The 22317-nt window shown below is 63.1% G+C and carries 22 protein-coding genes and 1 tRNA gene; 11 read left to right on the forward strand and 12 right to left on the reverse strand.

Annotated elements, in window-relative coordinates; translation table 11 throughout:
- Positions 1-4: 4 nt before the first annotated feature.
- On the forward strand, positions 5-1738 hold the full coding sequence (locus ABUE31_RS04870; protein WP_367722357.1) for an adenylate/guanylate cyclase domain-containing protein: 1734 nt from the start codon (positions 5-7) through the stop codon (positions 1736-1738).
- Between the two features lie 145 nt (positions 1739-1883).
- On the opposite strand, the gene ABUE31_RS04875 is transcribed toward ABUE31_RS04870, so the two are convergent.
- Positions 1884-2267, reverse strand: coding sequence for a cupin domain-containing protein (locus ABUE31_RS04875; RefSeq protein WP_367722358.1), 384 nt, complete (start codon positions 2265-2267; stop codon positions 1884-1886).
- Positions 2268-2400: 133 nt separating this feature from the next.
- Here ABUE31_RS04875 and ABUE31_RS04880 point away from each other — a divergent pair, with 133 nt between their 5' ends.
- On the forward strand, positions 2401-3669 hold the full coding sequence (locus tag ABUE31_RS04880) for an FAD-dependent oxidoreductase (protein WP_367722359.1): 1269 nt from the start codon (positions 2401-2403) through the stop codon (positions 3667-3669).
- A gap of 221 nt (positions 3670-3890) precedes the next feature.
- On the opposite strand, the gene ABUE31_RS04885 is transcribed toward ABUE31_RS04880, so the two are convergent.
- Positions 3891-5282, reverse strand: coding sequence for an FAD-binding oxidoreductase (locus ABUE31_RS04885; protein ID WP_367722360.1), 1392 nt, complete (start codon positions 5280-5282; stop codon positions 3891-3893).
- A gap of 208 nt (positions 5283-5490) precedes the next feature.
- Here ABUE31_RS04885 and ABUE31_RS04890 point away from each other — a divergent pair, with 208 nt between their 5' ends.
- A complete protein-coding gene (locus ABUE31_RS04890) occupies positions 5491-6189 on the forward strand; it encodes a gamma-glutamylcyclotransferase (protein ID WP_367722361.1) in 699 nt (232 codons plus the stop codon).
- A 137-nt stretch (positions 6190-6326) separates the two neighbouring features.
- Here the strand turns inward: ABUE31_RS04890 and ABUE31_RS04895 are convergent, their stop codons facing one another.
- Positions 6327-6971, reverse strand: coding sequence for a class I SAM-dependent DNA methyltransferase (locus ABUE31_RS04895; protein WP_367722362.1), 645 nt, complete (start codon positions 6969-6971; stop codon positions 6327-6329).
- 355 nt (positions 6972-7326) lie between these two features.
- On the opposite strand from ABUE31_RS04895, the gene ABUE31_RS04900 reads away from it, so the two are divergent.
- Positions 7327-7575, forward strand: a complete 249-nt coding sequence (locus ABUE31_RS04900) for a PA2433 domain-containing protein (protein WP_367722363.1) — start codon at positions 7327-7329, stop codon at positions 7573-7575.
- Between the two features lie 201 nt (positions 7576-7776).
- Here ABUE31_RS04900 and ABUE31_RS04905 read toward each other — a convergent pair.
- From ABUE31_RS04905 to phaC, 3 genes are all read right to left on the reverse strand, one after another.
- Positions 7777-7851, reverse strand: a tRNA-Glu gene (locus tag ABUE31_RS04905).
- A gap of 124 nt (positions 7852-7975) precedes the next feature.
- Positions 7976-9094 carry a YcbK family protein gene (locus tag ABUE31_RS04910; protein ID WP_367722365.1) on the reverse strand — a complete coding sequence of 373 codons (1119 nt, stop codon included), beginning with the start codon at positions 9092-9094 and terminating at the stop codon, positions 7976-7978.
- A 185-nt stretch (positions 9095-9279) separates the two neighbouring features.
- Positions 9280-11112: a class I poly(R)-hydroxyalkanoic acid synthase gene (phaC, locus tag ABUE31_RS04915; protein WP_367722366.1), complete on the reverse strand. Its 1833-nt coding sequence runs from the start codon at positions 11110-11112 to the stop codon at positions 9280-9282.
- Between the two features lie 103 nt (positions 11113-11215).
- Between phaC and ABUE31_RS04920 the strand changes: the two genes are divergently transcribed.
- The 4 genes from ABUE31_RS04920 to recJ all read left to right on the forward strand — a co-directional run bounded on the left by ABUE31_RS04920 (position 11216) and on the right by recJ (position 16125).
- Entirely contained in the window at positions 11216-11560 is a 345-nt protein-coding gene (locus ABUE31_RS04920; protein ID WP_367722367.1) for a hypothetical protein, read from the forward strand.
- 97 nt (positions 11561-11657) lie between these two features.
- The gene (locus tag ABUE31_RS04925; RefSeq protein ID WP_367722368.1) at positions 11658-12875 is read left to right on the forward strand and encodes an LL-diaminopimelate aminotransferase; all 1218 of its coding nucleotides are present in this window, start codon (positions 11658-11660) and stop codon (positions 12873-12875) included.
- 46 nt (positions 12876-12921) lie between these two features.
- A complete protein-coding gene (locus ABUE31_RS04930) occupies positions 12922-14229 on the forward strand; it encodes a homoserine dehydrogenase (protein ID WP_367722369.1) in 1308 nt (435 codons plus the stop codon).
- A gap of 111 nt (positions 14230-14340) precedes the next feature.
- Complete coding sequence (gene recJ / locus ABUE31_RS04935; protein ID WP_367722370.1) at positions 14341-16125, forward strand: single-stranded-DNA-specific exonuclease RecJ; 1785 nt, start codon at positions 14341-14343, stop codon at positions 16123-16125.
- Here the strand turns inward: recJ and ABUE31_RS04940 are convergent.
- From ABUE31_RS04940 to folE, 3 genes are all read right to left on the reverse strand, one after another.
- Positions 16122-17093, reverse strand: a complete 972-nt coding sequence (locus ABUE31_RS04940; RefSeq protein WP_367722371.1) for a patatin-like phospholipase family protein — start codon at positions 17091-17093, stop codon at positions 16122-16124. The genes recJ and ABUE31_RS04940 overlap by 4 nt on opposite strands.
- 108 nt (positions 17094-17201) lie before the next feature.
- Positions 17202-17636 (reverse strand): phosphoribosyl-AMP cyclohydrolase, encoded by a 435-nt coding sequence (gene hisI / locus ABUE31_RS04945; RefSeq protein ID WP_367722372.1) that lies wholly within the window; start codon positions 17634-17636, stop codon positions 17202-17204.
- A 55-nt stretch (positions 17637-17691) separates the two neighbouring features.
- Positions 17692-18330: a GTP cyclohydrolase I FolE gene (folE, locus tag ABUE31_RS04950; RefSeq protein WP_367722373.1), complete on the reverse strand. Its 639-nt coding sequence runs from the start codon at positions 18328-18330 to the stop codon at positions 17692-17694.
- Between the two features lie 212 nt (positions 18331-18542).
- On the opposite strand from folE, the gene ABUE31_RS04955 reads away from it, so the two are divergent.
- Positions 18543-18989, forward strand: coding sequence for an iron-sulfur cluster assembly scaffold protein (locus ABUE31_RS04955; RefSeq protein WP_367722374.1), 447 nt, complete (start codon positions 18543-18545; stop codon positions 18987-18989).
- Here ABUE31_RS04955 and ABUE31_RS04960 read toward each other — a convergent pair.
- Positions 18946-19887, reverse strand: coding sequence for a LysR substrate-binding domain-containing protein (locus ABUE31_RS04960; protein WP_367722375.1), 942 nt, complete (start codon positions 19885-19887; stop codon positions 18946-18948). The two genes, ABUE31_RS04955 and ABUE31_RS04960, sit on opposite strands and share 44 nt — an antisense overlap.
- Positions 19888-19983: 96 nt before the next feature.
- Between ABUE31_RS04960 and ABUE31_RS04965 the strand changes: the two genes are divergently transcribed.
- A complete protein-coding gene (locus ABUE31_RS04965; protein WP_367722376.1) occupies positions 19984-20151 on the forward strand; it encodes a hypothetical protein in 168 nt (55 codons plus the stop codon).
- Positions 20152-20172: 21 nt separating this feature from the next.
- On the opposite strand, the gene ABUE31_RS04970 is transcribed toward ABUE31_RS04965, so the two are convergent.
- Entirely contained in the window at positions 20173-21207 is a 1035-nt protein-coding gene (locus tag ABUE31_RS04970) for an LLM class flavin-dependent oxidoreductase (RefSeq protein WP_367722377.1), read from the reverse strand.
- A 140-nt stretch (positions 21208-21347) separates the two neighbouring features.
- Here ABUE31_RS04970 and yidD point away from each other — a divergent pair, with 140 nt between their 5' ends.
- Positions 21348-21698, forward strand: a complete 351-nt coding sequence (yidD, locus tag ABUE31_RS04975; RefSeq protein ID WP_367722534.1) for a membrane protein insertion efficiency factor YidD — start codon at positions 21348-21350, stop codon at positions 21696-21698.
- A 34-nt stretch (positions 21699-21732) separates the two neighbouring features.
- On the opposite strand, the gene ABUE31_RS04980 is transcribed toward yidD, so the two are convergent.
- The gene (locus ABUE31_RS04980) at positions 21733-21891 is read right to left on the reverse strand and encodes a hypothetical protein (protein ID WP_367722378.1); all 159 of its coding nucleotides are present in this window, start codon (positions 21889-21891) and stop codon (positions 21733-21735) included.
- Between the last annotated feature and the right edge of the window lie 426 nt (positions 21892-22317).

Below are 22317 nucleotides of genomic sequence, written 5' to 3' on the forward strand. Positions count from 1 at the left end.
CGAAATGGGGTACTTTCGAGTGGTGGAGAACTCCGTTCAGCGCCGTCTGGCTGCCATACTTGCAGCCGACGTAGTCGGCTACAGTCGCCTGATGGGCGTCGACGAGGACGGCACTCTGACCCGCATGCGGAACCTCCGCGCCGAAGTGATCGAAACCAGGATCGCCGAGCACCAAGGTCGGCTGTTTAAATCGATGGGGGACGGCTTTCTCGCCGAATTCGCCAGCGTCGTGATGGCCGTTGCCTGCGCAGTTGCATTGCAGAGGGATATGGCAGCACGAAACGCAGAGCTGCCAGAGGACCGAGCCATCCAACTACGCATTGGTGTCAACCTGGGGGATGTGATTGCTGAGGATGGCGATGTTTTCGGTGAAGGCGTGAACGTCGCTGCGCGGATCGAGGGGCTTGCCCCGGCGGGCGGCATTACGGTCACTGGCATGGTTCATGACAACGTGGGAAGTCGCCTCGATCTCTCGTTTGAAGACCTAGGTGATAAGTACCTGAAGAATATCGCCCTGCCGGTCCGAGTCTATCGTATCGGAGCGCCCTTAGGAATATCGTTGCGACCAAAAGCGGTAGCACAAATCAAGCCGTCCATAGCGGTACTGCCATTTACCAACATGAGTGGTGATCCAGGGCAGCAGTACTTATCTGACGGTATCACCGAGGATATCATTACAGAACTTGCCCGCTTTCGCGGCCTTTCCGTCATCGCTCGCCACGCGTCGTTCCATTTTGCCAATACGGGAAAGAGTCACATCGAAGTAGCACGGGAACTGGGGGTTCCCTATGTAGTCGAAGGCAGTCTGCGTAAACTGGGCGAACGTATTCGCATAACAGTTCAATTGATCGATGCCAGAACCGGCAATCACGTCTGGGCCGACCGCTACGATCGCGATGTTCAGGATATCTTCGCCATCCAAGACCTCGTCGTGGCCGCTATCGTAACGATGCTCGAGGGTCGCATGCACGCTGCGGAAGCGGCAATAGCGCGTGCAAAACCCACTACCAGCTGGTCGGCTTATGACTGTCTGCTACAGGGTCGCGATCTATGTGACCATCAGCGTGATGCCGAAGCCGTACCGCTACTTGGGCGCGCTGTTGCCATCGATCCGCATTTTGCGGTTGCCCATGCCTGGCTGGCGATAGCTCTTACCATGAGCAATGTCATTCTCCGCGATGACGATCAGATGGCCAAGGCTGAGAACGCTTCTAAACAAGCTCTGGAACTAGATGCCAACGATGCCACCTGTCATTGGGCAAGAGCGTTATACTACCTTTGGACGGGCAACCATGATCGCGCACGATTCCATTTTGAAAGGGCTCTAACACTCAATCCGGCCGATATTCAGATAAAGGGCGACTACGCGAACTGGCAGCGCGCCAGTGGCAAGCCGGTCGATGCGTTAGCCACCATCGATGCTGCGCTAGGCTTGGGCCCGTTCGTGCCCGAGTGGTTTGCATCGGTTCGCGGCCTGACGCTCTTTGACCTCGCTCGATATGCTGAGGCAGTCGAAGCGCTTGAGAGTGTACCAGTAGAGCGCTCTAGTGGTTACTTGTACTTAGCGGCTGCGCGCGCGCAGTTAGGCGACTTAACTGGAGCCAGTGAGGTGATCGCGAAGGTGAAGCTGCTGAAGCCTGATTTCTCGCTTCGGAATGTTATCAAGGTACTGCACTACTCGCGCCCTGAAGCGCAGCAACACTTGATCGACGCCCTCCGGAAGGCTGGTCTGCCGTAGCAATATCTACGCCCTTACTGGCAAGTTGAGTGAACTTCCGCTGGTGGCCCATTGTTTCGCTTACCCTCACTGCAAGCGTTGTTCGCTTTCGGTGTATAGCGAACGCCGGCAAGTCGTCAGCTCGGCGGACCAATGGGTTCGAGACCTAAACTGACGGCTCCCATATGCCATTCAACTGGGACGCCTCGTGGTCACCAGGCCAAGGCGGCATTGCGATACATATGAACGTGAGTGGATGGTCGCCGATATTTCGATACTGAAAGGCCGTTCCGACTGGTATGTCGATAGAAACCCCCGAAACAAGGCGCGTGACGCGTTCTTCTGCTTGGTCCTTTCTCCAGATTTCCCCTTCGCCCTCAAGCACGTACCAGAATTCACTAACTGTGGAATGAATCGTTGCCCTGTTTATTTGCATCGGTGGAACCGTGCTGTGGATCATGTTCCCCGCTTCACCATCCACGAGGTATCGGATATCCGCACCAGCAGGGGATCTTGCATCAGGCTCTTTGGGCAATCGCGCTTCTTTCATGGCTACCTCCAAAATGCTCCGTTGCAGACTTTCGGCGACGATGCTGTTGTGCCCGATAAATGCGAACTCGTTGACTCCCCGGCGGTCGCAGCCTCAATATTAGCTGAGCGGAATATTTCCTGCGGTGTCAGCCATGCCAGTTCGAAAAGCAGGCGAGACCCTTTCGGCAAGCACTCCCGACTACGACCTGATCATCGTTGGCGGCGGACTTGGTGGCGCTTCGCTCGCCATCTCGCTGGCTGGTTGCGGCGCAAGAATACTTATAGTCGAACGCCAAGGAGAATTCAGAGACCGCATTCGCGGCGAGGTTCTCATGCCGTGGGGCAGTCTAGAAGCCCAACGCCTGGGTATCTACGACGTGCTTCTCAGCAGTTGCGCTATCGAATTGCCATACTATTCGAGGTTCAGGAGCGGCGCACCACCCGCAGTCCGGGACCTGCATGCGACGACGCCCTGCCAGACCTGCTGCATGACATTTCCGCATCCTCAGATGCAAACGGTATTGCTGCTCCATGCAGAACGTCTGGGTGCCACGATCCGGCGAGGCGATATCGTCTCCGCGGCGATCCCAGGAGACGTGCCGCAGGTCTACATCGGCGGCGACAGCAAGGGCGTTTCTGCGCGCCTTGTCGTTCTTGCCGACGGCCGGGATTCGCGGCTCCGCTCACTAGTTGGCTTTGAAGTCAGGCATGACCCCGAGCAACTCATCACAGCCGGCATGGTCTTGGAGGGGGACGTCGATTGCTCCCAGTTTCTGGCCGACGGCGCGCCGTCACCTGCGGGGACGGTCAATCTTTTCTACGATCCCAGAGCCGGTCGGATGGCAATCGCGATGCGCATTGCGCCAGGCAGGAACCGGATCTACCTGATCTATCACAGGGACGTGCTGCAGAAGCGTTTGTCTGGTCGCCATCAGGTCGACGAAATGATCAGACAGCTTCAGGCGACGGGCGCACCGGGCCATTGGTTCGATCAGGCGACACAGGCGGGTCCATTTGCCAGTTTCGACGGATCACACCGGTGGGTTGAAAGACCGTATCGCGACGGCATCGTACTGGTCGGTGACGCCGCCGCTGCAACCGATCCAGCGTGGGGCAGAGGGCTGTCGCGCACGCTTCGTGATGTCCGGCTGCTGCGGGACCGTCTGCTTACGAATACCGATTGGAGATCGGCGGCGGACGCCTACGCCGCTGACCACGACGAGTTCTACCACCGAATGCGTCGCTTGGAAGCCATGGAAACCGCACTTCTGTTCGAACGAGGTGAAGCGGCTGACCGGCGGCGTGACCATGCTTTCGCACTTTTCGCCACCGATCCGACCCGAATTCCCGACGCAACGGGGTTGGGACCCGAGGCGCCCTCGGACGACCGCGCGCGCGCCCGATACTTCGGGGAAGATTGAGTGCTGATCACCCTGCCAGCTTGCTGACAAGTTTGATTGCCGCATTCTCAGAGAGACCCCGACGATGAACCAGCAAGTGCCACGTCTCGAAGTCAAGCGCTAGGGCGAGCCCGGCCTCCAGTACCGGGCGTTCTCCACGAGGTGGATCAAAAGGCCGTGCCAAAACCTCTGCCGCGCGGCGCCAGTGGGGCACGAGACCCGGTTTGGACAGCTAGACGACCTTAGGCAGCCGGCCGGATGTTCTGGTTCAGACTAAAGAAGTTCTTTGGATCATAGCGCGCCTTGAGTTCTCTTAGTCGCTGCAAATTGGGACCGAAAGCCGCCTGGATTGCCTCCTCCTCCCCTGCAGATAGGTAATTCAGCAGATATCCGTCAGACGCAAATGGTTGGATCGCTTGCCACGCCGACTGGGCCCAGGCAATCTGTGCCTGGTCTTCTGCCGGGTCTTTCCATTGCGGCATGAAGCCAATGCAGAAATCGGACTGCCGCTGTGCAAAGGCGTTCTGGTGCGCATCCTTTCGGCCGCCGGCACCGCCGTAGTATTCGACCAGAAGCCCCGACAGCGGCGATGTCATTCCCTTGGCCTGCTCTTCGATTACGTCGATGGCTTTGTCCGGCAGTCCTTTGACAAATGCCGATTTCCAGTAGTTGCGCGTTCCAGAAGGAAACGCGTCGTCGAGGATCGATTGCATAGCGGGAAATGGCATCGGTTGCACCGCTACCATCATCGGCACGTCAAGGCTCATCAGTGGCTCGATGAGCATTTCACCTTTTTTCAGATCGGCTCCGCTCCAACATGGGATAATAGCGGTTGCTGGCGTCCCATCAGGGGTGCAGATCAGTCCGGCATAGACCGTGAGGTCTTCCGGCGCCGAGGCCATGAATTCCCTGTAGCCTCTGAGGACCTTCCCGGCCGCAGAACGGGGATATACGATCAGGCCCCCCAGGACCTGCGAAATCGGATAGGCTTGGTATAAGAACGACGTAACAATTCCGAAGTTGCCGCCACCACCGCACAGGGCCCAATAAAGGTCTGGATTCTCTTCACTGTTTGCCGTTTTTACCGTGCCGTCAGCTTGAATCACCTCCATTTCGAGAACGTTGTCGCAGGTGGGACCGTACTTTCGCACCAACCAGCCGACGCCGCCTCCCAAGGTCAGCCCTCCAACACCAGTCTTCGAAATAACGCCCAACGGAACCGCGAGCCCGAACAAATGCGTTTCGCGGTCGACGTCTCCCAAGGTGGCGCCTCCCTGTACCCGGACAGTGCGTGTGTTGGGATCAACGTGAACTCCGCGCATTTCGGAAAGATCGACGACGAGACCATCGTCGCAAATTGCGCGGCCCCCAACGTTGTGCCCGCCACCGCGTACAGCAAGGATCAGATCGTTCTCCCGCGCAAAATTCACCGCTTCGACCACATCCGCCGCCCCACTGCACTTGACGATGAGACCAGGCTTCTTGTCGATGAGGGCATTCCAGATATGTCGGGCGTCTTCATAGGCGGCGCCCGATGGTTGAATCATCTCGCCGCGAAGGTTCTTGCCCAGAGTCTCGATCTTGTCGTGAGGAATGCTTTTTCCCGCGCGATCTTTCAACGTGGTGGATGCCATGTCGATGTTCTCCCATTTCCCGTTGCGGCCGAAGAGACGACATCGATGCTTCGACACACAATGTGGTGACAGGCACGATCAAGAGCTGCCACTATTTCAGGAGCATGTCGCCGAAACGCCCCGTACGTTGCTGTTGAAGCACACGAATGCCAAGTAGCTTCGCTAGATCGCCGCAGAACCTCGAGCGGAAGAAGGAAAAGGGGGAACAATGCAACCATTGCGCCTAACGCGTGAGTTGGTCGAGCGCGTGGTTCAGGCAGCCGGTGATATTTCACCCGCTCCGTTCCCCGCAGGTCGAAGACCGGCAACCGATGCGGACTATGACGCCGCCGTTCGCCAGATCATGGCCGGAGCGCCGTCGGTTAACGAGGTGTGGGTCTTTGCTTATGGCTCACTGATCTGGAATCCAGCATTCGATTTCGCGGAGCGGCAAATGGCGCTTCTAAACGGCTGGCATCGCTCTTTCTGCCTCGGCTGGGACCGGTGGTTTCGGGGGTCAGCGCAAAAGCCGGGTTTGATGTTGGCGCTGGATCGCGGCGGACGATGCAAGGGAGTCGCCTTCAAGCTGCCGCCCTCGGACGTGGAGGCCAATCTCGCGACACTGGTTCGTCGGGAGATTCAAATCATCCCGCATGCGTTTCCTGCCCGATGGGTCAATATCCGAAGCGAAACAGGCCCGGTCCGAGCGGTGACATTTGTCATCGATCGGACGTCCAGCGCCTATGTCAAAGGCTTGTCGCGCGATGAAGTGGCAGACGTGCTGGCATGTGCCGTTGGGCGACTGGGGTCAATGGCTGAATATCTTTACAGCACTGTGGAGCAGCTTGAGGCTCTTGGCCTGCACGACAGTTCGCTTTGGCAGTTGCAGCACATGGTTGCCGAACGCATAGAAAATGCGAGCCCCTAGGCTCAGGAAGCCTGTTCTCTTCGCCACAGCAACGCGCCGAACGCTTGTCGATACCTACGCGCTGATCCGATCGGTAGCCGAAGCGTTGATTCGTGATGACGGACAGTCACGCAGCCTCGTCCCATGAGGCGCGGGCCTTATCGGGACCGATACCGAAGGATCAGGGCCAAGTCGTCCGAATGCGCGTGACCCTCCTTGTCATACATCTTGATTTCGCTTGACCTAGCCTCGCCGATGCGTCCGTCGCGAACCATGGCTGCAAGCACGGCCGCAAAATTCAGCGCTTCATAGTGAACCTTGTTGACACCGATCACAAATAGGGCACCGGGTCGGCAGATGCTCGGCAGCCTTGATAATATCTCGGGTCCCAGGTGCCCATGAGTAAATGTCCCGGCTGACAACAATGCGCCGTAGCCTTTGGCAATCGTTGACAAGTCACCTGTGAGATCAATTTCGTAGAGGGAACCATAGAGCCGCTTCGTGCGGGCAAGGTCGAGCATCTCAGCAGATATGTCCATTCCGTCGATTTGGTTCGGCGGCAATCCCAGTTCGGCCGCTACGGCCCCCGTACCGCAACCAATGTCCGCGATCGGCACGTCGCCGGGTTCGGCTGCCTCTCGAAATACTTCTGCTATCGAGCGTGGATAGGTCCAGCCAAGGCCTTCGGCGAAATCCGTATCGTATCGGTCAGCAACCGCAGCGTAGTAACGAACATTGTCCTCAGGAGTTGATATGCGGTAGGCGTTTTCCAGCAACGCCTTCCCCTTGCTCTGGTCTACCAAGGCGGTCCTCCTGGAAATTGATCTTCTGAAGTTTGCCGCGACAGGCTTGTTGAAGCAATGCGTGCCGCCCAGATGTTCTAAGATTCAGAATCGCAGGTGCAATGCCGCCGATCCCGCCCGATTAGGCGGCCACCTACAGAAGCCCGTCAGGTCCGCCCTGGCGGGCTTTCTTTCGGCGCAGTTGCAAAAATGTTGCCGCTGCGGTGAGGTTTCTCAACGTGAGGGTTTGATGGCCCGGTAGCGGAAACGCGGTCGGTCGGGCTTCGGTCTTTGGCGGCTTTCTGGGAATAATTGAGGACTTCTCGGCGTTGTTCTTGTTGGTCCCAATCAGGGACATTGATGGGAGGTTTCCACGATGATCAGCAAGACCCTTGCCGCTGTCGCAGCGGTTGCCCTGATGGGCACTCCTGCTCTCGCGGCTCACTGCCCGAAGGATGCCGCGGCCATTGACCATGCTTTGACAAAAACCAGCCTCAGCGCGGCAGACAAGGCCGAGGTCGAGAGATTGAAGAACGAGGGGATGGCGCAGCACGAGGCTGGCAATCATCGGGAGTCTGAGGCGCTGCTTGCTGATGCCATGCGACGGCTGCTGCTGGCTGAATAACCAGTTCGCCAGCAAAAAGCCATTCATCGGAATTGTCGCGATCGGCGGTCCGGCTGGGAAACTGGTCGGACTGTTTGTTGTCCCCGAAAATTGGCAGCCCAAAAAGGCCTCTTGCAATGCCCAAAACGCGGTCGCTCGGAGCGCATATTTGACTGTTATTTGACGGGTTTCCCGCCAAGTCCGCTAAGTGTTTGAAAAGAGTGGTACGCCCAAGGGGAATCGAACCCCTGTTACCGCCGTGAAAGGGCGGTGTCCTAACCGCTAGACGATGGGCGCGCCTTGGACGAAGCGCCTTATAGTTGGGTTGCCTCCGGGCGGCAACCCGTCAAACGCACGCCTCACCAACTTTTTGCGGCTGGGGTCCGAAGTCAGCTTCGCGCCGATGGTTGCGGGGCCGGCGTCAGGTCTTGCGGCCGCCGCACTTCCAGTTCCAGTCGCGCTCGGGGCCGATGTCGATGTGGATCGACTGGTGGCAATAGGTTCCGACGCCGCCGCGACCGGGCATCGCGCGAACGTAGCGCGCCAGTTCCCACTTGTTGACGCCGGGCATCTGCACGTCGACGGCGGCGCAATACATGTGCTGCGACTTTTCGGCGCCTCTGACGCGCTTGTTGTAGGCGGGGCTGCGATAGCCGGACGTCACCACCAGCCGCTTGCCGAAATGGCGTTCCACCTGCTTCAGCATGCGCACCAGTTTTGGCTTCAGGCAGGCGGTGTCGACGCTTTCGCGCTGCTTGAGCAGGCCGTTCGGCGCGAGACGGGCGAGCCCTGCCGCCGAGGCGACGTCGTAGGTGCCGACATCCTCGTAGACGTCGATGTCGCTGTCATCGTCGATGCCCGACTTGCGCTTGATCTCGAAAAGATTGGTCTTGCGCACGCCGGGCAGGGCAAAGTCGCCGTCGCCGCTATCGACTCCGTCGTCGGCTGCGCCGAGCGAGGCGAAGCGGACGGCCGCATCCTTCTTGCGTTTTTCCTCGTTCGGGTCCGGCAGCGCGATGACCGGCTTGGCCTGGCGCGGGGCGGCGGCCACGACCGGCTTGGCGTCCGCCGGCGTCGACCCGAAGAAGGAGGACAGGAAACTCTTCTTCTTGGGGGCGATGGGCTGCGACGGCATGGTGCCCGCGGTCAGGATTGGGCCGCCGTTCTCCAGCACCTGGCCGGTCGGCGAGGGCGCCAGCGCGGCGGCTGCCGTTGCAGTCGGCTCCGGCTTTGCCTTGGCGGCGGCAAGCGTGGCCTCGACCGGCTTAGCCTCCTCTTTCGGCGGTTGCGCCGAAGCGGCCGGCTTTGCGTCGGGCTTGGTCTCCGGGACCGTCGCAGCGGCGCTTGCGCCCGTCTTGGCGGCGCCTGTCTCCGACGCTGCAACTGCTTCCAGATCCACCGCCGGCGCACCGGCATCCGTCTGGGCGAATTCCATCGAGGGTTCGGTCGTCGACGAGCAGGAGGCAACGAGCACGGCAAGCAGCGCAGCCAGTGCGGCTGTGCTGCGTCTTCCGCCGGTGAGGCGTGCCCGTGCCTTCAAAACGCTGTCCCCTGCTTGCCCGCGCCGCGCCCCGTCCCGGCTGCGTTGTGCCCCGTGGCGGGGTGGCTTTCGAATGGCCGGCGGCGGTTCGCCGCGCTTGCGCCAAATCGGGCCGTGGTCTGCCCAGTCGAGACCTTTTCGCCCGCTTCGCCCGGGTAGGTCAATCCTCCGGGCATCAAACAATGTTACACGCGCACCTTCACATAGGTGCCGGGCGCATCGCCCAGAACCTTGACGCCCTTGCCCGGCTTCCTCGCCTTCACGCGCCGGGCGTCCTGCGCCAGGAGCCATGTCTGCCAGTGCGGCCACCAGGAACCGGGGGTTTCCGTCGCCGACGCGAGCCAGTCCTCGAGCGTCCCGGTCGGCGGCCCGCCGGTCCAGTACTGGTACTTTTTCGACTTCGGCGGATTGACCACGCCGGCGATGTGCCCGGAGCCGGTCAGCACATACTCGACCTTGCCGCCGAAATAGCCGGAACCGACGAACACCGAACGCGCCGGCGCGATGTGGTCGTCCTTGGTGGCGAGGTTGTAGACGGGGATGGTGACGTCGGCCAGCGAAAGCGTCCTTCCGGCCAGTTCCATCCTGCCCTGGGAAAGCGTGTTCTGCAGGTAGCAGTTGCGCAGGTAGTAGGAATGGTTGGCCGCCGCCATGCGGGTCGAATCGGCGTTCCAGTAGAGCAGGTCGAAGGGCAGGGGGTCCTTGCCGCGCATGTAGTTGTTGACGACGTAGGGCCAGATCAGGTCGCCCGAGCGCAGCATGTTGAACGCCGTCGCCATGCGCGTTCCTTCGAGATAGCCCCGCTCGTTCATCGAGCGCTCGACGGCTGCCACCTGGTCCTCGTCGACGAAGACCTTGAGGTCGCCGGCATAGGTGAAGTCGACCTGGGTCGCGAAGAAGGTGGCGGAGCGGATGCGGTCGTCGCGTTCCTGCGCCATCAGGGCGAGCGCGGCGGCCAGAAGCGTTCCGCCGACACAGTAGCCCACCGCGTTCACCTCGTGCTCGCCGGTCGTCCTCTCGATCGTGTCGAGGCCGTACTGCAGCCCCTCGCGGATATAGGCCTCCCAGTTCTTGGCGCCGTGGCGCTCGTCGGGATTGACCCAGGAGACGACGAACACAGTATGGCCTTGCTCGACGGCCCAGCGGATGAACGATTTTTCCGGGTTGAGGTCGAGGATGTAGAACTTGTTGATCCAGGGCGGGCAGATCAGCAGCGGTCGCTTCAGCACCTTGTCGGTGGCGGGTTCGTACTGGATGATCTCGGCGACGTCGCTCCTGCCGACGACCTTGCCCGGCGTCGTGGCGATGTTCCTGCCGACCTCGAAGCTCGTGTTGTCCGCCTGGCGCAGCTTCAGGTCGCCGTGCCCGGCGGCGATGTCCTCGGCCAGCATCTTCATGCCGCGCACGAGGTTCTCGCCGTTCGAGGCGACCGTCTCGCGGAACAGTTCCGGATTGGTCAGGATGAAGTTCGACGGCGAGATCGCGTTGGAGATCTGCTTGACGTAGAAACTCGCCTTGTGTCGCGTGTGGTCGTCCAGTCCGTCGGCGCGCTCGACGAGGTCGTTGGCCCAGCGCGATGTGACGAGATAGGCCTGCTTCAGGAAGTCGAAGAACGCGTTCCGGCCCCAGTCCGGATCCTGGAAACGCCTGTCGCCCTGGTCGGGCACGATCGCGTCGGGCGGCGGCTCGCCGGTGCGGGCATGGCTGATCGCGTTGCCCCACACGGTCAGATAGCCGGCGAAAAGGCGGGTCTGCGCCTCGAGCGCGCGAGATGGGTCCGACAGCCAGTATTCGGTGACTTTCGAGAAGGTCTTCACCATGTCCGCCATCGGCTCGGCGACGGCGTCGCGGCGCTCGCCCTTCTCGCGCGGCTCGACCCAGGCCGAGGCGGCCTTTCCGGCCTGCTCGACCATGCGGGCGAGGTTCAGCGCAAACCGCTCCGGGTCCTTGACGAGGTACTGGGCGACATCGGGCGCGTCGCCGGTCTCGTCCTTGCCTGGCCCGGTTGCCTTGGCCATGATCGAAGCACTCCTCCCTTTATGCGATATGCTTACAGGCGTTTTCTTGACATATTAACATGGGACGTCCAATGCGTTCCATGTCTCAGCGGTGGACGAAGATATGACAAGTGGTAAACGCAGACGGCTTTTTCCGGGCAGGGTCGCCGCTGCCCTGGCCGGCACCCTGATCGTCGCCGCCTGCTCCACGACCGAGGATGTCGCGGAAGCGCCCGGGCGGTCCGGCCAGCCCGTCAGCACCGACTCCTATCCCAACCTGAACATTCCGCCGAAGGCCGCGACGTCGCAACTGACGCAGGAAGAGACGCAGGCGAAGCTCGCGCACCTGACGGCGCTGCAGCACCGCCAGGACCCCGGCTCGGCAGCGTCGGCGGAAGCGGCGCGCAAGCGTCTGAAGCTCGCGGCCGACGAGCAGGAAGAGACACTGAAGATCATCGAAGGGCAGTAGCCCCCGGCGGCTCAGCTCTCCTGAATTTCGATTGGTCCGGCCGCCAAACCGGTATATATGGCGCGCCGCCAACATCCTCCAGCGCCTGGATTTCGAGATGGAAGAGTTTCACAAGGTCCGCCGCCTTCCGCCCTATGTCTTCGAGCAGGTCAACCGGCTGAAGGCCAGCGCCCGCTCGGCCGGCGCCGACATCATCGATCTGGGCATGGGCAATCCCGACCTACCGACGCCGAAGTCCATCGTCGACAAGCTCTGCGAAGTGGTCCGCGACCCGCGCACCCACCGCTATTCCTCGTCGCGCGGCATTCCCGGCCTGCGCCGCGCCCAGGCCAGCTATTACGCGCGCCGCTTCGGCGTGAAGCTCAACCCGGACACGCAGGTCGTTGCGACCCTGGGCTCGAAGGAGGGCTTCGCCAACATGGCGCAGGCGATTACCGCGCCCGGCGACGTCATCCTGTGCCCTAACCCGACCTATCCGATCCACGCCTTCGGCTTCATCATGTCCGGCGGCGTGATCCGTTCGCTGCAGGCCGAGCCGGACGACGGCTTCATCCCGGCGCTGGAGCGCGGCATCCGTCATTCCATCCCGAAGCCGCTGGCGCTGATCCTGAACTATCCGTCCAACCCGACGGCGCTGGTGGCCAGCCTCGACTTCTACAAGGACGTCGTCGCCTTCGCGAAGAAGAACGACCTCATCATCCTGTCCGACCTCGCCTATTCGGAGATCTATTTCGACGGGAACCCGCCGCCCTCGGTGCTGCAGGTGCCGGGCGCGATGGACGTGACGGTCGAATTCACCTCGATGTCCAAGACCTTCTCGATGCCGGGATGGCGCATGGGCTTCGCCGTCGGCAACGAGCGGCTGATCTCCGCGCTGACGCGCGTGAAATCCTATCTGGACTACGGCGCGTTCACGCCTATCCAGGTGGCGGCATCGGCCGCCCTCAACGGCGACGGTTCCGACATCGCGGAAGTCCGCGAGGTCTATCACAGGCGCCGCGACGTGATGGTGGATTCCTTCGGCCGCGCCGGCTGGGATATCCCGCCACCTGCCGCCTCGATGTTCGCCTGGGCTCCGATTCCCGAACCGTTCCGCCATCTCGGCTCGCTGGAATTCTCCAAGCTGCTGATCGAGCACGCCGATGTGGCGGTGGCGCCGGGCATCGGCTTTGGCGAGCATGGCGACGATTTCGTGCGCCTGGCCTTCGTGGAGAACGAGCACCGCATCCGGCAGGCAGCGCGCAACATCAAGCGGTTCCTTGCCAGTTCGGCGAAACAGCCGAACAACGTTGTGTCGCTCGCCACCAGGCGGTGATTCAACGTCGCGCCGCAACTATCTGACATAAAGGACTTTTCGGCATATGGCTGAGGCATTGCGTGTGGGGATTGCTGGGCTCGGAACGGTTGGCGCGTCGGTGGCGCGCGTGCTCGCGCACAAGACCGCCGAACTGACCCGCCAGTGCGGCCGGCCGATCGAGGTCGCGGCGGTTTCCGCACGCAGCCGCGGCAAGGACCGGCAGGTCGACCTTTCCGCCGCCGCGTGGTTCGACGATCCGGTGGCGCTTGCCGAACAGGCTGAAATCGACGTCTTCGTCGAGCTGATCGGCGGCGACGAGGGGCCGGCGCTGGCGTCGGTGAAGGCTGCGCTCGCGCGTGGCCGGCATGTCGTGACCGCGAACAAGGCGCTGCTGTCGCGGCACGGAGTCGCGCTGGCCGAGATGGCCGAGCAGAAGGGTGTGCTGCTCAATTACGAGGCCGCCGTCGCCGGCGGCATCCCCGTGATCAAGACGATGCGCGAGGCCTTGGCCGGCAACTCGGTGACCCGCGTCTTCGGCATCCTGAACGGCACCTGCAACTACATCCTGACCCGGATGGAAGCCGAAGGCATTTCGTTCGATGATTGCCTGAAGGACGCGCAGCGGCTCGGCTATGCCGAGGCGGATCCGACCTTCGACATCGAGGGACACGACACCGCGCACAAGCTGTCCATCCTGACTGCGCTGGCCTTCGGCACCAGGATTTCCGCCGGCGACATCTACATGGAGGGCATCTCCAACATCAGCCAGGCCGATATCCGCGCGGCGGCGGAGCTCGGCTACCGCATCAAGCTGCTCGGCGTCGCCCAGCGCACCGAAAGCGGCATCGAGCAGCGCGTGCATCCGACCATGGTGCCGACCGCGTCGGTGATCGCGCAGGTGCACGGTGTCACGAACGCCGTGGCGATCGAGACCGACATCCTCGGCGAACTGCTGCTCTCCGGCCCCGGCGCCGGCGGCAACGCCACCGCATCGGCGGTGGTCGGCGACATCGCCGACATCGCCAAGAGCCGGCCCGGCTTCCAGCATGGCCCGGTCTTCGGCTGGCCGGCGAAGCAGCTGAAGCCCTACAAGCGCGCGCTGATGCGCAGCCATGCCGGCGGCTATTTCATCCGCCTGACCGTTCTCGATCGCACCGGCGTCTTCGCCGCGATCGCCAAGCGCATGGCCGACAACGACATTTCCCTGGAGTCGATCGTCCAGCATTCCGCCGGGGCGGACGGCCAGAAGACCGTGATTCTCGTGACGCACGAGACCACGGAGGCGGCGGTCCGCAAGGCGACCGACGGCATCACCAAGGATGGGCACCTGACCGACAAGCCGCAGGTCATCCGCATCGAACGGGCCGGGTGAGCCAGGACTGCCCAGCTTGTTGTCAGTAATGGCTGCAGAGGTCGTTTTCCCGGTTTCAGCCTTTCCGGCGGTCGCCTATCGTCGCCGGGTGGCTGACGGGCGAACATCGACGTGACGGACAAGCGGACCTTTCTCGGCGTCAGGAAATCGGCGACCGGTCTCACCTGGGAACACCGGCTGACCGAGCGCCAGGAAATGGCGGCGCTGACCATTGCGCAGACGTATGGCGTGCCCGACATCGTCGCCCGCGTGCTGGCCGGGCGTGGGGTGACGCCCGAGGAAACCGAACGCTTCCTCGACCCGACGATCCGCAACCTGCTGCCGGACCCGGCTTCGCTGACGGACATGGAGCGCGCCGCCCAGCGCATCGCCGCGGCGATCGGCAACCGCGAGAAGGTCGCCATCTTCGGCGACTACGATGTCGACGGGGCAGCGTCTTCGGCATTGCTCAAGCGTTTCCTGGCCTTCTACGGCGTCGATGCCGAGATCTACATTCCCGACCGCATCTTCGAGGGCTACGGCCCGAACCCTGAAGCCATGCGCGAACTTGCCGGCAGGGGCGCGTCGCTCATCGTCACCGTCGATTGCGGCACCAACAGCGGCCCGTCGATCGACGCCGCCAGGCTCGCCGGGGCGGACGTGGTCGTGCTCGACCATCACCAGGTCGGGGGGCCGCTGCCGGACGCCGTGGCGGTGGTCAATCCCAATCGCGAGGACGACCTTTCCGGACAGGGGCATCTGTGCGCCGCCGGAGTTGTATTCCTGACCCTGGTCCAGACGGCGCGCGTGCTGAGGATCGAGCGGCAGGAGGCGGCGCAGCCCGACCTGCTCGACCTGCTCGATCTTGTGGCCCTGGCGACCGTCTGCGACGTGGTGCCGCTTACCGGCGTCAACCGCGCCTTCGTGGTGAAGGGGCTGGTCGTGGCGCGCCAGCAGAAGAACGTCGGACTGGCCGCGCTGGCGCGGGTGGCGCGCATCGGCGAGCCCATCAACACCTTCCTCCTGTCCTTCCTGATCGGCCCCCGGATCAATGCCGGCGGCCGCATCGGCGATGCGGCCCTGGGGAGCCGGCTGCTTGCCACCGACGATCCCATGGAAGCCGGACAGATCGCCGACACGCTGGATCGCCTGAACCAGGAGCGGCAGGCGATGGAACAGCAGATGCTGGCCGAAGCGCGCGCCGAAGCGGACGCGGAGCTTGCCGGCGGGGCAGGGCCCGCGATCGTCGTAACGGCCAGCAGGGACTGGCACCCGGGCATTGTCGGCCTGCTCGCGTCGCGACTGAAGGAGCATGCGCGTCGTCCTGCCTTCGCAATCGCCTTCAACGCCAACGACGTCGGTACGGGATCGGGTCGGTCGATCGCCGGCTTCAATCTCGGGCGGCTTGTTCGGGAGGCCGCGAGCGAGGGCCTGATCGTCAAGGGCGGCGGGCACGCGATGGCCGCCGGCATCACGGTCGAGCGGGCCAAGCTTGGAGCGTTGCGCGCCTTCTTCGAGGAACGCGCCGCCTCCGACGTCTTCCGCCTGCAGGACGAGGAGGTCCTCGACATCGACGCCGCGCTGTCTGCCGACGGCGCCACGCTTTCGCTGCTCGAAACGCTGGAAAAGGCCGGTCCGTTCGGGGCAGGCCATGTTGCGCCGGTCTTCGTCCTGCCGCGCCACCGCCTCGAGGATGCCAGGCAGGTCGGCGCCAACCATGTGCGGGCGGACCTGCGGTCGGACGGCGGCGGGCGCATCCAGGCCATCGCCTTCCGCGCGGTGGATACGGCGCTCGGCGATTTTCTTTTCGCCAACCGCGGCCAGACGGTGCACGTGGCCGGATCGCTGTCGGGAAGCTACTGGAACGGCAACCGCAAGGTGGATTTCCGCATCGTCGACGCGGCGCTGGCCGTCTAGGCGAGCACGGTCTGCAGGCGCTGCAGGTCGGAAAGTTGCGCCATCGTCGTCTCGTAGCCCACCCGGATCGCCTCGTCGGCGCGGTGGAACTCGGTCAGGCCGATGTGGCCGAGCCGGGGCTGCAGCGACAGGTCCGGCGGGTCGCCGGCAAGGCGCGCGCGCGATATGCGGTCCTGGATGATGTTGAACGCCTCGACCATGACGCCGGTCAGGCCGATGCGTGCTTCCTTCGACCGCGAGTCGGCGTTGAAGCGCGAGGCCGGCGTGGCATCCTGCTCGATCATCAGTTCGCCTGCGCTGTGCTTGATGACGGCGGCCCGCCCGAACAGGTCGTAGTGCAGGTTGACGGCGACGACGAGCGGTTGTTCGTGGGCTCGGCAGACCGATACCGGCACCGGGTTGACCAGCGCCCCGTCAACCAGCGCCCGCCCATTGGCCGAGATCGGCTCGAAGACGCCGGGCAGGGCATACGACGCCCGCATGGCGGTGATCAGGAGGCCGCTCGACAGCCATATCTCATGACCGGTGCGCAACTCCGAGGCGACGCAGACGAAGGGCTTCGGCAGGTCTTCGAACCGCGTACCGTTGAGGTGCTGGCGCAGCTTGGCGTCGAGCTTCAGGCCGCCAAACAGGCCGTTGCCGCCGAAATTGATGTCGAGAAGTCCGAAGATGCGGCGCTTGGTCAGGCTGCGCGCGAACTCCTCGAGTTCATCGAGCTTGCCGGCCAGGTAGCAGCCGCCGACCAGCGCGCCGATCGAGGTGCCGGCGATCATCGAGACCTCGATGCCGGCCTCGTCAAGCGCCCGGAGAACCCCGATATGGGCCCATCCGCGCGCGCAGCCACCGCCGAGCGCAAGCGAGATGGCGGTCCGCTTGGGGGCTGCAGGATCGCCGACGCCGCCCGAAGACGACGGGCCGTTGGCTTCGCGCACGTCGGGCCTGCTGCGAAATGACGCCCAGTCGAGCATCACGATCTCCGTGGTCCCGCGCCCAGCTTATCCGGGCGCCCGTATCGAAATGATGAATCTTTGTGCGGGCAGGGTCAAATTAGGTTCACGTCGCGGTTTGGGTGAATGTCATGCGGCGGACGGCGGCGCGCTGCCGTCGATGGCAAGATAAGCGTTGCCGTCGCTGAACTCCACCGTCCGATAGAAACAGGAACGCCGCCCGGTGTGACAGGTTGCATCGTCGCCGGCGACATTTACACGCAGCCACACCGCATCCTGGTCGCAGTCGGTGCGCATCTCGACAACGTACTGGAAATTGCCGGATGTCTCGCCCTTCTTCCAGAGCGTCCGGCGCGAGCGCGACCAGTAGTGCGCGATGCCGGTCTCAAGCGTCAGGGCAAGAGCCTCGGAGTTCATGTGCGCGACCATCAGGACCGTGCCGTCGCCGGCGTCGGTCACCACCGCGGTCAGCAGGCCGGCGGCGTCGAAGCGGGGCGAAAAGGCGCGACCTTCCTCCAGCACCTTCTTGTCCGGCGAAGGGGTTACGAACTCGATTGGCGTCATCGTTGCTTCCTAGCGCGTGGGGCAGGCCCGGCCGGTGGACGGCCGGACACGCGTGTCAGCTTCCGCCACCGGCCCGAACCATGGTGACGAACCGCACCTGCTCCTCGGGATTGTCCTTGAAGCTGCCGGTGAAGGTCGAGGTGAGGGTGGTCGAGCCCTGCTTGCGGATACCCCGCATGGCCATGCACATGTGCTCGGCCTCGATCATGACGGCCACGCCGCGCGGGTTGAGCACGTCCTGGATGACGCCGGCGACCTGGGCGGTCATCGCCTCCTGGGTCTGCAGGCGGTGGGCGAAGATGTCGACCACGCGCGCGATCTTCGACAGCCCGACCACCTTGCCGTCCGGCAGGTAGCCGACATGCGCCCTGCCGATGATCGGCACCATGTGGTGCTCGCAGTGCGAGTGGAACTTGATGTCGCGCACGATGACGAGGTCGTCATAGCCGGCGACCTCTTCGAAGGTGCGCCCGAGTTCTTCGGCCGGGCACATGTCGTAGCCGTTGAACATCTCGCGATAGGCCTTGGCCACGCGCTGCGGCGTGTCGACAAGTCCCTCGCGGGTCGGATCGTCGCCGGTCCAGCGCAGCAGGACGCTCACCGCCGCCTCTACCTCGGCCTGGGTCGGCCGGTCGGTCACCGGCTTCTCCATGTAGGCCGCGGGCGGCATGATTTTCTTGATGACGGCGTCCATAAGGTGTCTCCCGTAGTTCCCCGCGGAGGAGGAACGAGTTGAACGGATCACAGCCTTGCCTGGGATACGCCAACAGCTGCGAATCGCTGCCGCCCCTGAAGGCGTTGCCTTGTCGAGAGCGGAACCGGAGCATTATATATGCTCGGCTAGTGCGAAAGGAAGGTGCGTCTGCGGCATCCAGTTCCTGACGAGCGGCGACGGGACGAAAAAGAATGATCGACGACGTCTACAACGCGAAAATTCTTGGCTTTGCCGGCAACATCGCGCGGATCGGCCGGCTGGACCGCCCGGACGCGACCGCCACGGCGCACTCCAAGCTCTGCGGCTCCACGGTCACGATCGACCTAAAGATGGACGGAGGCGTCGTCACGGACTTCGCCCATGAGGTGAAGGCCTGCGCGCTCGGCCAGGCCTCGTCCTCCATCATGGCGCAGCACGTGGTCGGCGCGTCCGCCGAGGAACTCCGGGCCGTGCGCGAGACCATGCGCAGGATGCTGAAGGAGAGCGGCGCGCCGCCGGAAGGTCGTTTCGCTGACCTGAAATACCTGGAGCCGGTGCGCGACTACAAGGCGCGCCACGCCTCGACGATGCTGACCTTCGACGCTGTCGTCGACGCTATCGGCCAGATCGAGAAGAATCGGGCAGGGCAGGCGGCGTAGGTTTCCCGGTCCCAGTCCCCGCCTCCGAAAGCAACCAGTCGATGAATGCCTGCGCTGGCTCGCCCATGCGTTCGAAATCGGGGGCAACGAGCCAGTACGTTCCCAGGGGGATGGCAAGCTCGAACGGGCGGAGCAGCCGTCCTGCTTCCAGTTCGAGCGAGTCGAGAAGCGGGTCGCCCAGCGTAACGCCTTGTCCGAGCACCGCCGCACGCGTAGCCATCGCTCCGTCCGGGAACAGCGGCCCGCGCTGAGCCGCGACGCCGACGACGCCCGCCGCCTGGAACCATTGGGGCCAGTAGTCGCGGTTCTCCAGGTGTAGCAGCGTGTAGTGCCCGAGGTCGGCTGGATCCTGCAAGGGCGGGCCGGAGGCCATCAGGGACGGCGCAATCAGCGGCGAGGCGCGACTGTCGAACAGGTATCGCGACTGCGTGCCCGGCCAGGACGACCGCGTGAAGCTGTGTCGAATCGCGAGTTCGTTGCCGGCTCGACGGAGATCGGCGACATTGGTGCCGACGTCGACCGAAACATCGACATCCGGCCTGATCGCATGAAAACGGTTGAGGCGCGGCAACAGCCAGGAATTGGCTAGAAACGGTTCCGTGCTGACCACGACCATGTCGGACGGCGGCCCGGCGATGATCTCCGTGATGCGCCGGTCAATTTCGTCAAAGCTCTGCGTGAGTTGCGACAGCAGCGCCTGCCCGGCGCCGGTCAGTTCGACATTGCGATGCAGGCGCGTGAAGAGCGTCCGGCCGACCAGTGTCTCCAGTTCCCTGATCTGCCGGCTGATCGCGGCTTGCGACACATAAAGTTCTTGGGCGGCCCGGCTGAAGCTCAAGTGCCTGCCGGCAGCCTCGAAGCTGCGCAATGCGGTCAGGGGCAACCGGCCGCGCTTCATTTTTCGCATAACCTCAAGTCATTCGACGTCGAAATTATACTCGTTTGAAGCGAGGCGCCAGCCGCGGTCTACTCCTGCCAACAAGGAGATACGGCCATGAACAACTACCTCGAAATCTTCAGCGACGTCGTCCTGCTCGCCACCTTCCAGCCGAGGCATCGCGAACGGCATCCTTCGCCTCCGGCTATCGACGGCAGCGCGCGCGACCGGCAGCGGACGGTCACTGCCGCGGACAGGCGCTTCCGGGGTCGCATGGGCGCATGAAGGGCATCTGCGGGCGGTGCGTCACGCCAGGAGGTCGCGCACCAGCGGCATGACGCGGGTTCCGTAGAGTTCGATGCTCTTCATCATGTGATCGTGCGGCAGCGTGCCCGACGAGTACTTCATGTCGAAGCGGCTGACGCCGAGCGCCTTGACGGTCTTCGCAATCTTCTTCGCAACCGTCTCCGGCGAGCCGACGTAAAGCGAACCCATGTCGGCCTCGGCGTTGAAGCGGGCGATGCTGGTCGGCCCCCAGCCGCGCTCGCCGCCGATGCGGTCGTGGATCGCCTTGTAGCCCGGCCAAAGCTGTGCGCGGGCTTCTTCGTCGGTCTCCGCCACGTGCCCAGGCGAATGGACGCCCATCGGCAGGACCGGCTTCTGCAACTGGTCGGCGGCGCGGTGATAGAGATCGACGAACTGGCGGAAGCGCGCGGGGTCGCCACCGATGATGGCAAGCATCATCGGCAGTTCGTACTGCACAGCGCGCACCACCGATTCCGGGCTGCCGCCGACGCCGATCCAGGTTTTCAGGAGGCCGCCTTCGACCTGGGGGTAGACCATCTGATCCTTGAGGCCCGGATGGATCGAACCCTTCCAGGTCACCGGTCCCTGCTTGAGGAGGGTCGAGAACAGGTCGAGCTTCTCGGAGAACAGCCGCTCGTAGTCGCCAAGCGAATAGCCGAAGAGCGGGAAGGATTCAGTGAACGAGCCGCGCCCGAGGATAACCTCGGCGCGACCGCTGGAGAGCGCGTCGAGCGTCGAAAAGCGCTGGAACACGCGGATCGGGTCGTCCGAACTCAGCACAGTCACCGCAGAACCCAGATGAATGCGCTTGGTGCGCGAGGCGATGGCGGCGAGCACCACGTCGGGCGCGGAAACCGCAAAATCGTCGCGATGATGCTCGCCGACGCCGATGAAGTCGATTCCGACCTCGTCGGCCAGGATGCCCTCCGCCACGACGTTGCGCAGCACCTCGGACTGCGACAGGAGCTTGCCGTCCTTGTCGACGGTCACGTCGCCGAAAGTGTCTAGTCCGAGTTCTATGTGCTTGTCTGGCATGGGCTCGCTTCGGCTCGAATTCGAGATCGGGGCTTGGGAAGATGAGGCGCGACACTTAGGTAAGGCGCGGTGGTCGATCAATCGGCCATGAAGTGAACAGTCTGTCGGCGAAGTTCAAGAAGGCACCGCGAAGTAACCAAGTGACCGAGCCTGCACCCAGGAAACAGATTCGAAGCGCCGGCCGCAACTGGCCGGGTCCATGGCGCAAGACGCCCGGGCGCGTGCTCGGCACGTCGCTCGTCCGCGTCTACCAGCTGACGCTGTCGGGCTTCGTCGGTAACACCTGCCGGCACCTGCCGACCTGTTCGGAATATACGCATGAAGCCATCGCAAGGCACGGCCTGTGGGCCGGCGGCTGGCTCGGTCTGTTCAGGGTGATGCGTTGCGGCCCCTGGGGAACGCACGGGATCGACCGGGTCCCGGAGGCTTTTGATGGCCGGTACCGCTGGTTCATGCCGTGGCGGTTGTGGTTGGTCGGGCGGCAAAGCTAGGCCGGCGCTACTCCCGTCTTGCAGCCGCCTCGACCTAGTGGCTTCGCGCCATCATGCGAAGAGCCCGTTCCGAAGCGGGCTTCAATGACTTCCATTGGAGATAGGTCGTCTCGACGTCGAGATCGTCCGCCCAGGCCTGAGTCAGCACCGCGCGTTCGAGCCCGGTCGAAAGGCTCGACTTTCCTGCTTTCATCGGCCACTTCGACTTGGTTTCGGAGGGTACGACCAGCCCGCCTGCAACAGCTATGGCGTATTCGCACGAGTTCGGATCACAGTGTTCGTCGACCAACGCAACCAACGCAATGACGGACAGTGACACGAAGAGCCCCACGACTTCATGGTCGGCTGACTTTCGTACAAAATAGGCTTTCAACGACAAAGGGACCGAACCCAAAAATTTTTTGTGGTTGACGGGTGGAGCGCCATCAGGTCGGGAGCATGCTTTGATTTGGATTCCGAAAGCGCGCGCCGCGAGATTCCAATTCCCCTATATTAGCCATCTCGCTAACACAGTCCACCTGCGATGTGGCCAAAATTCAGGCGGACGAGGCGAGACTACAGCAGGGCTCGGTCCGTTCATGCTGTCATTGAACTTTTGCTTGTCGGGGGAGGCTCGGGC

The sequence above is a fragment of the Mesorhizobium marinum genome (assembly GCF_040813675.1).
Classification (GTDB): domain Bacteria; phylum Pseudomonadota; class Alphaproteobacteria; order Rhizobiales; family Rhizobiaceae; genus Mesorhizobium_K; species Mesorhizobium_K marinum.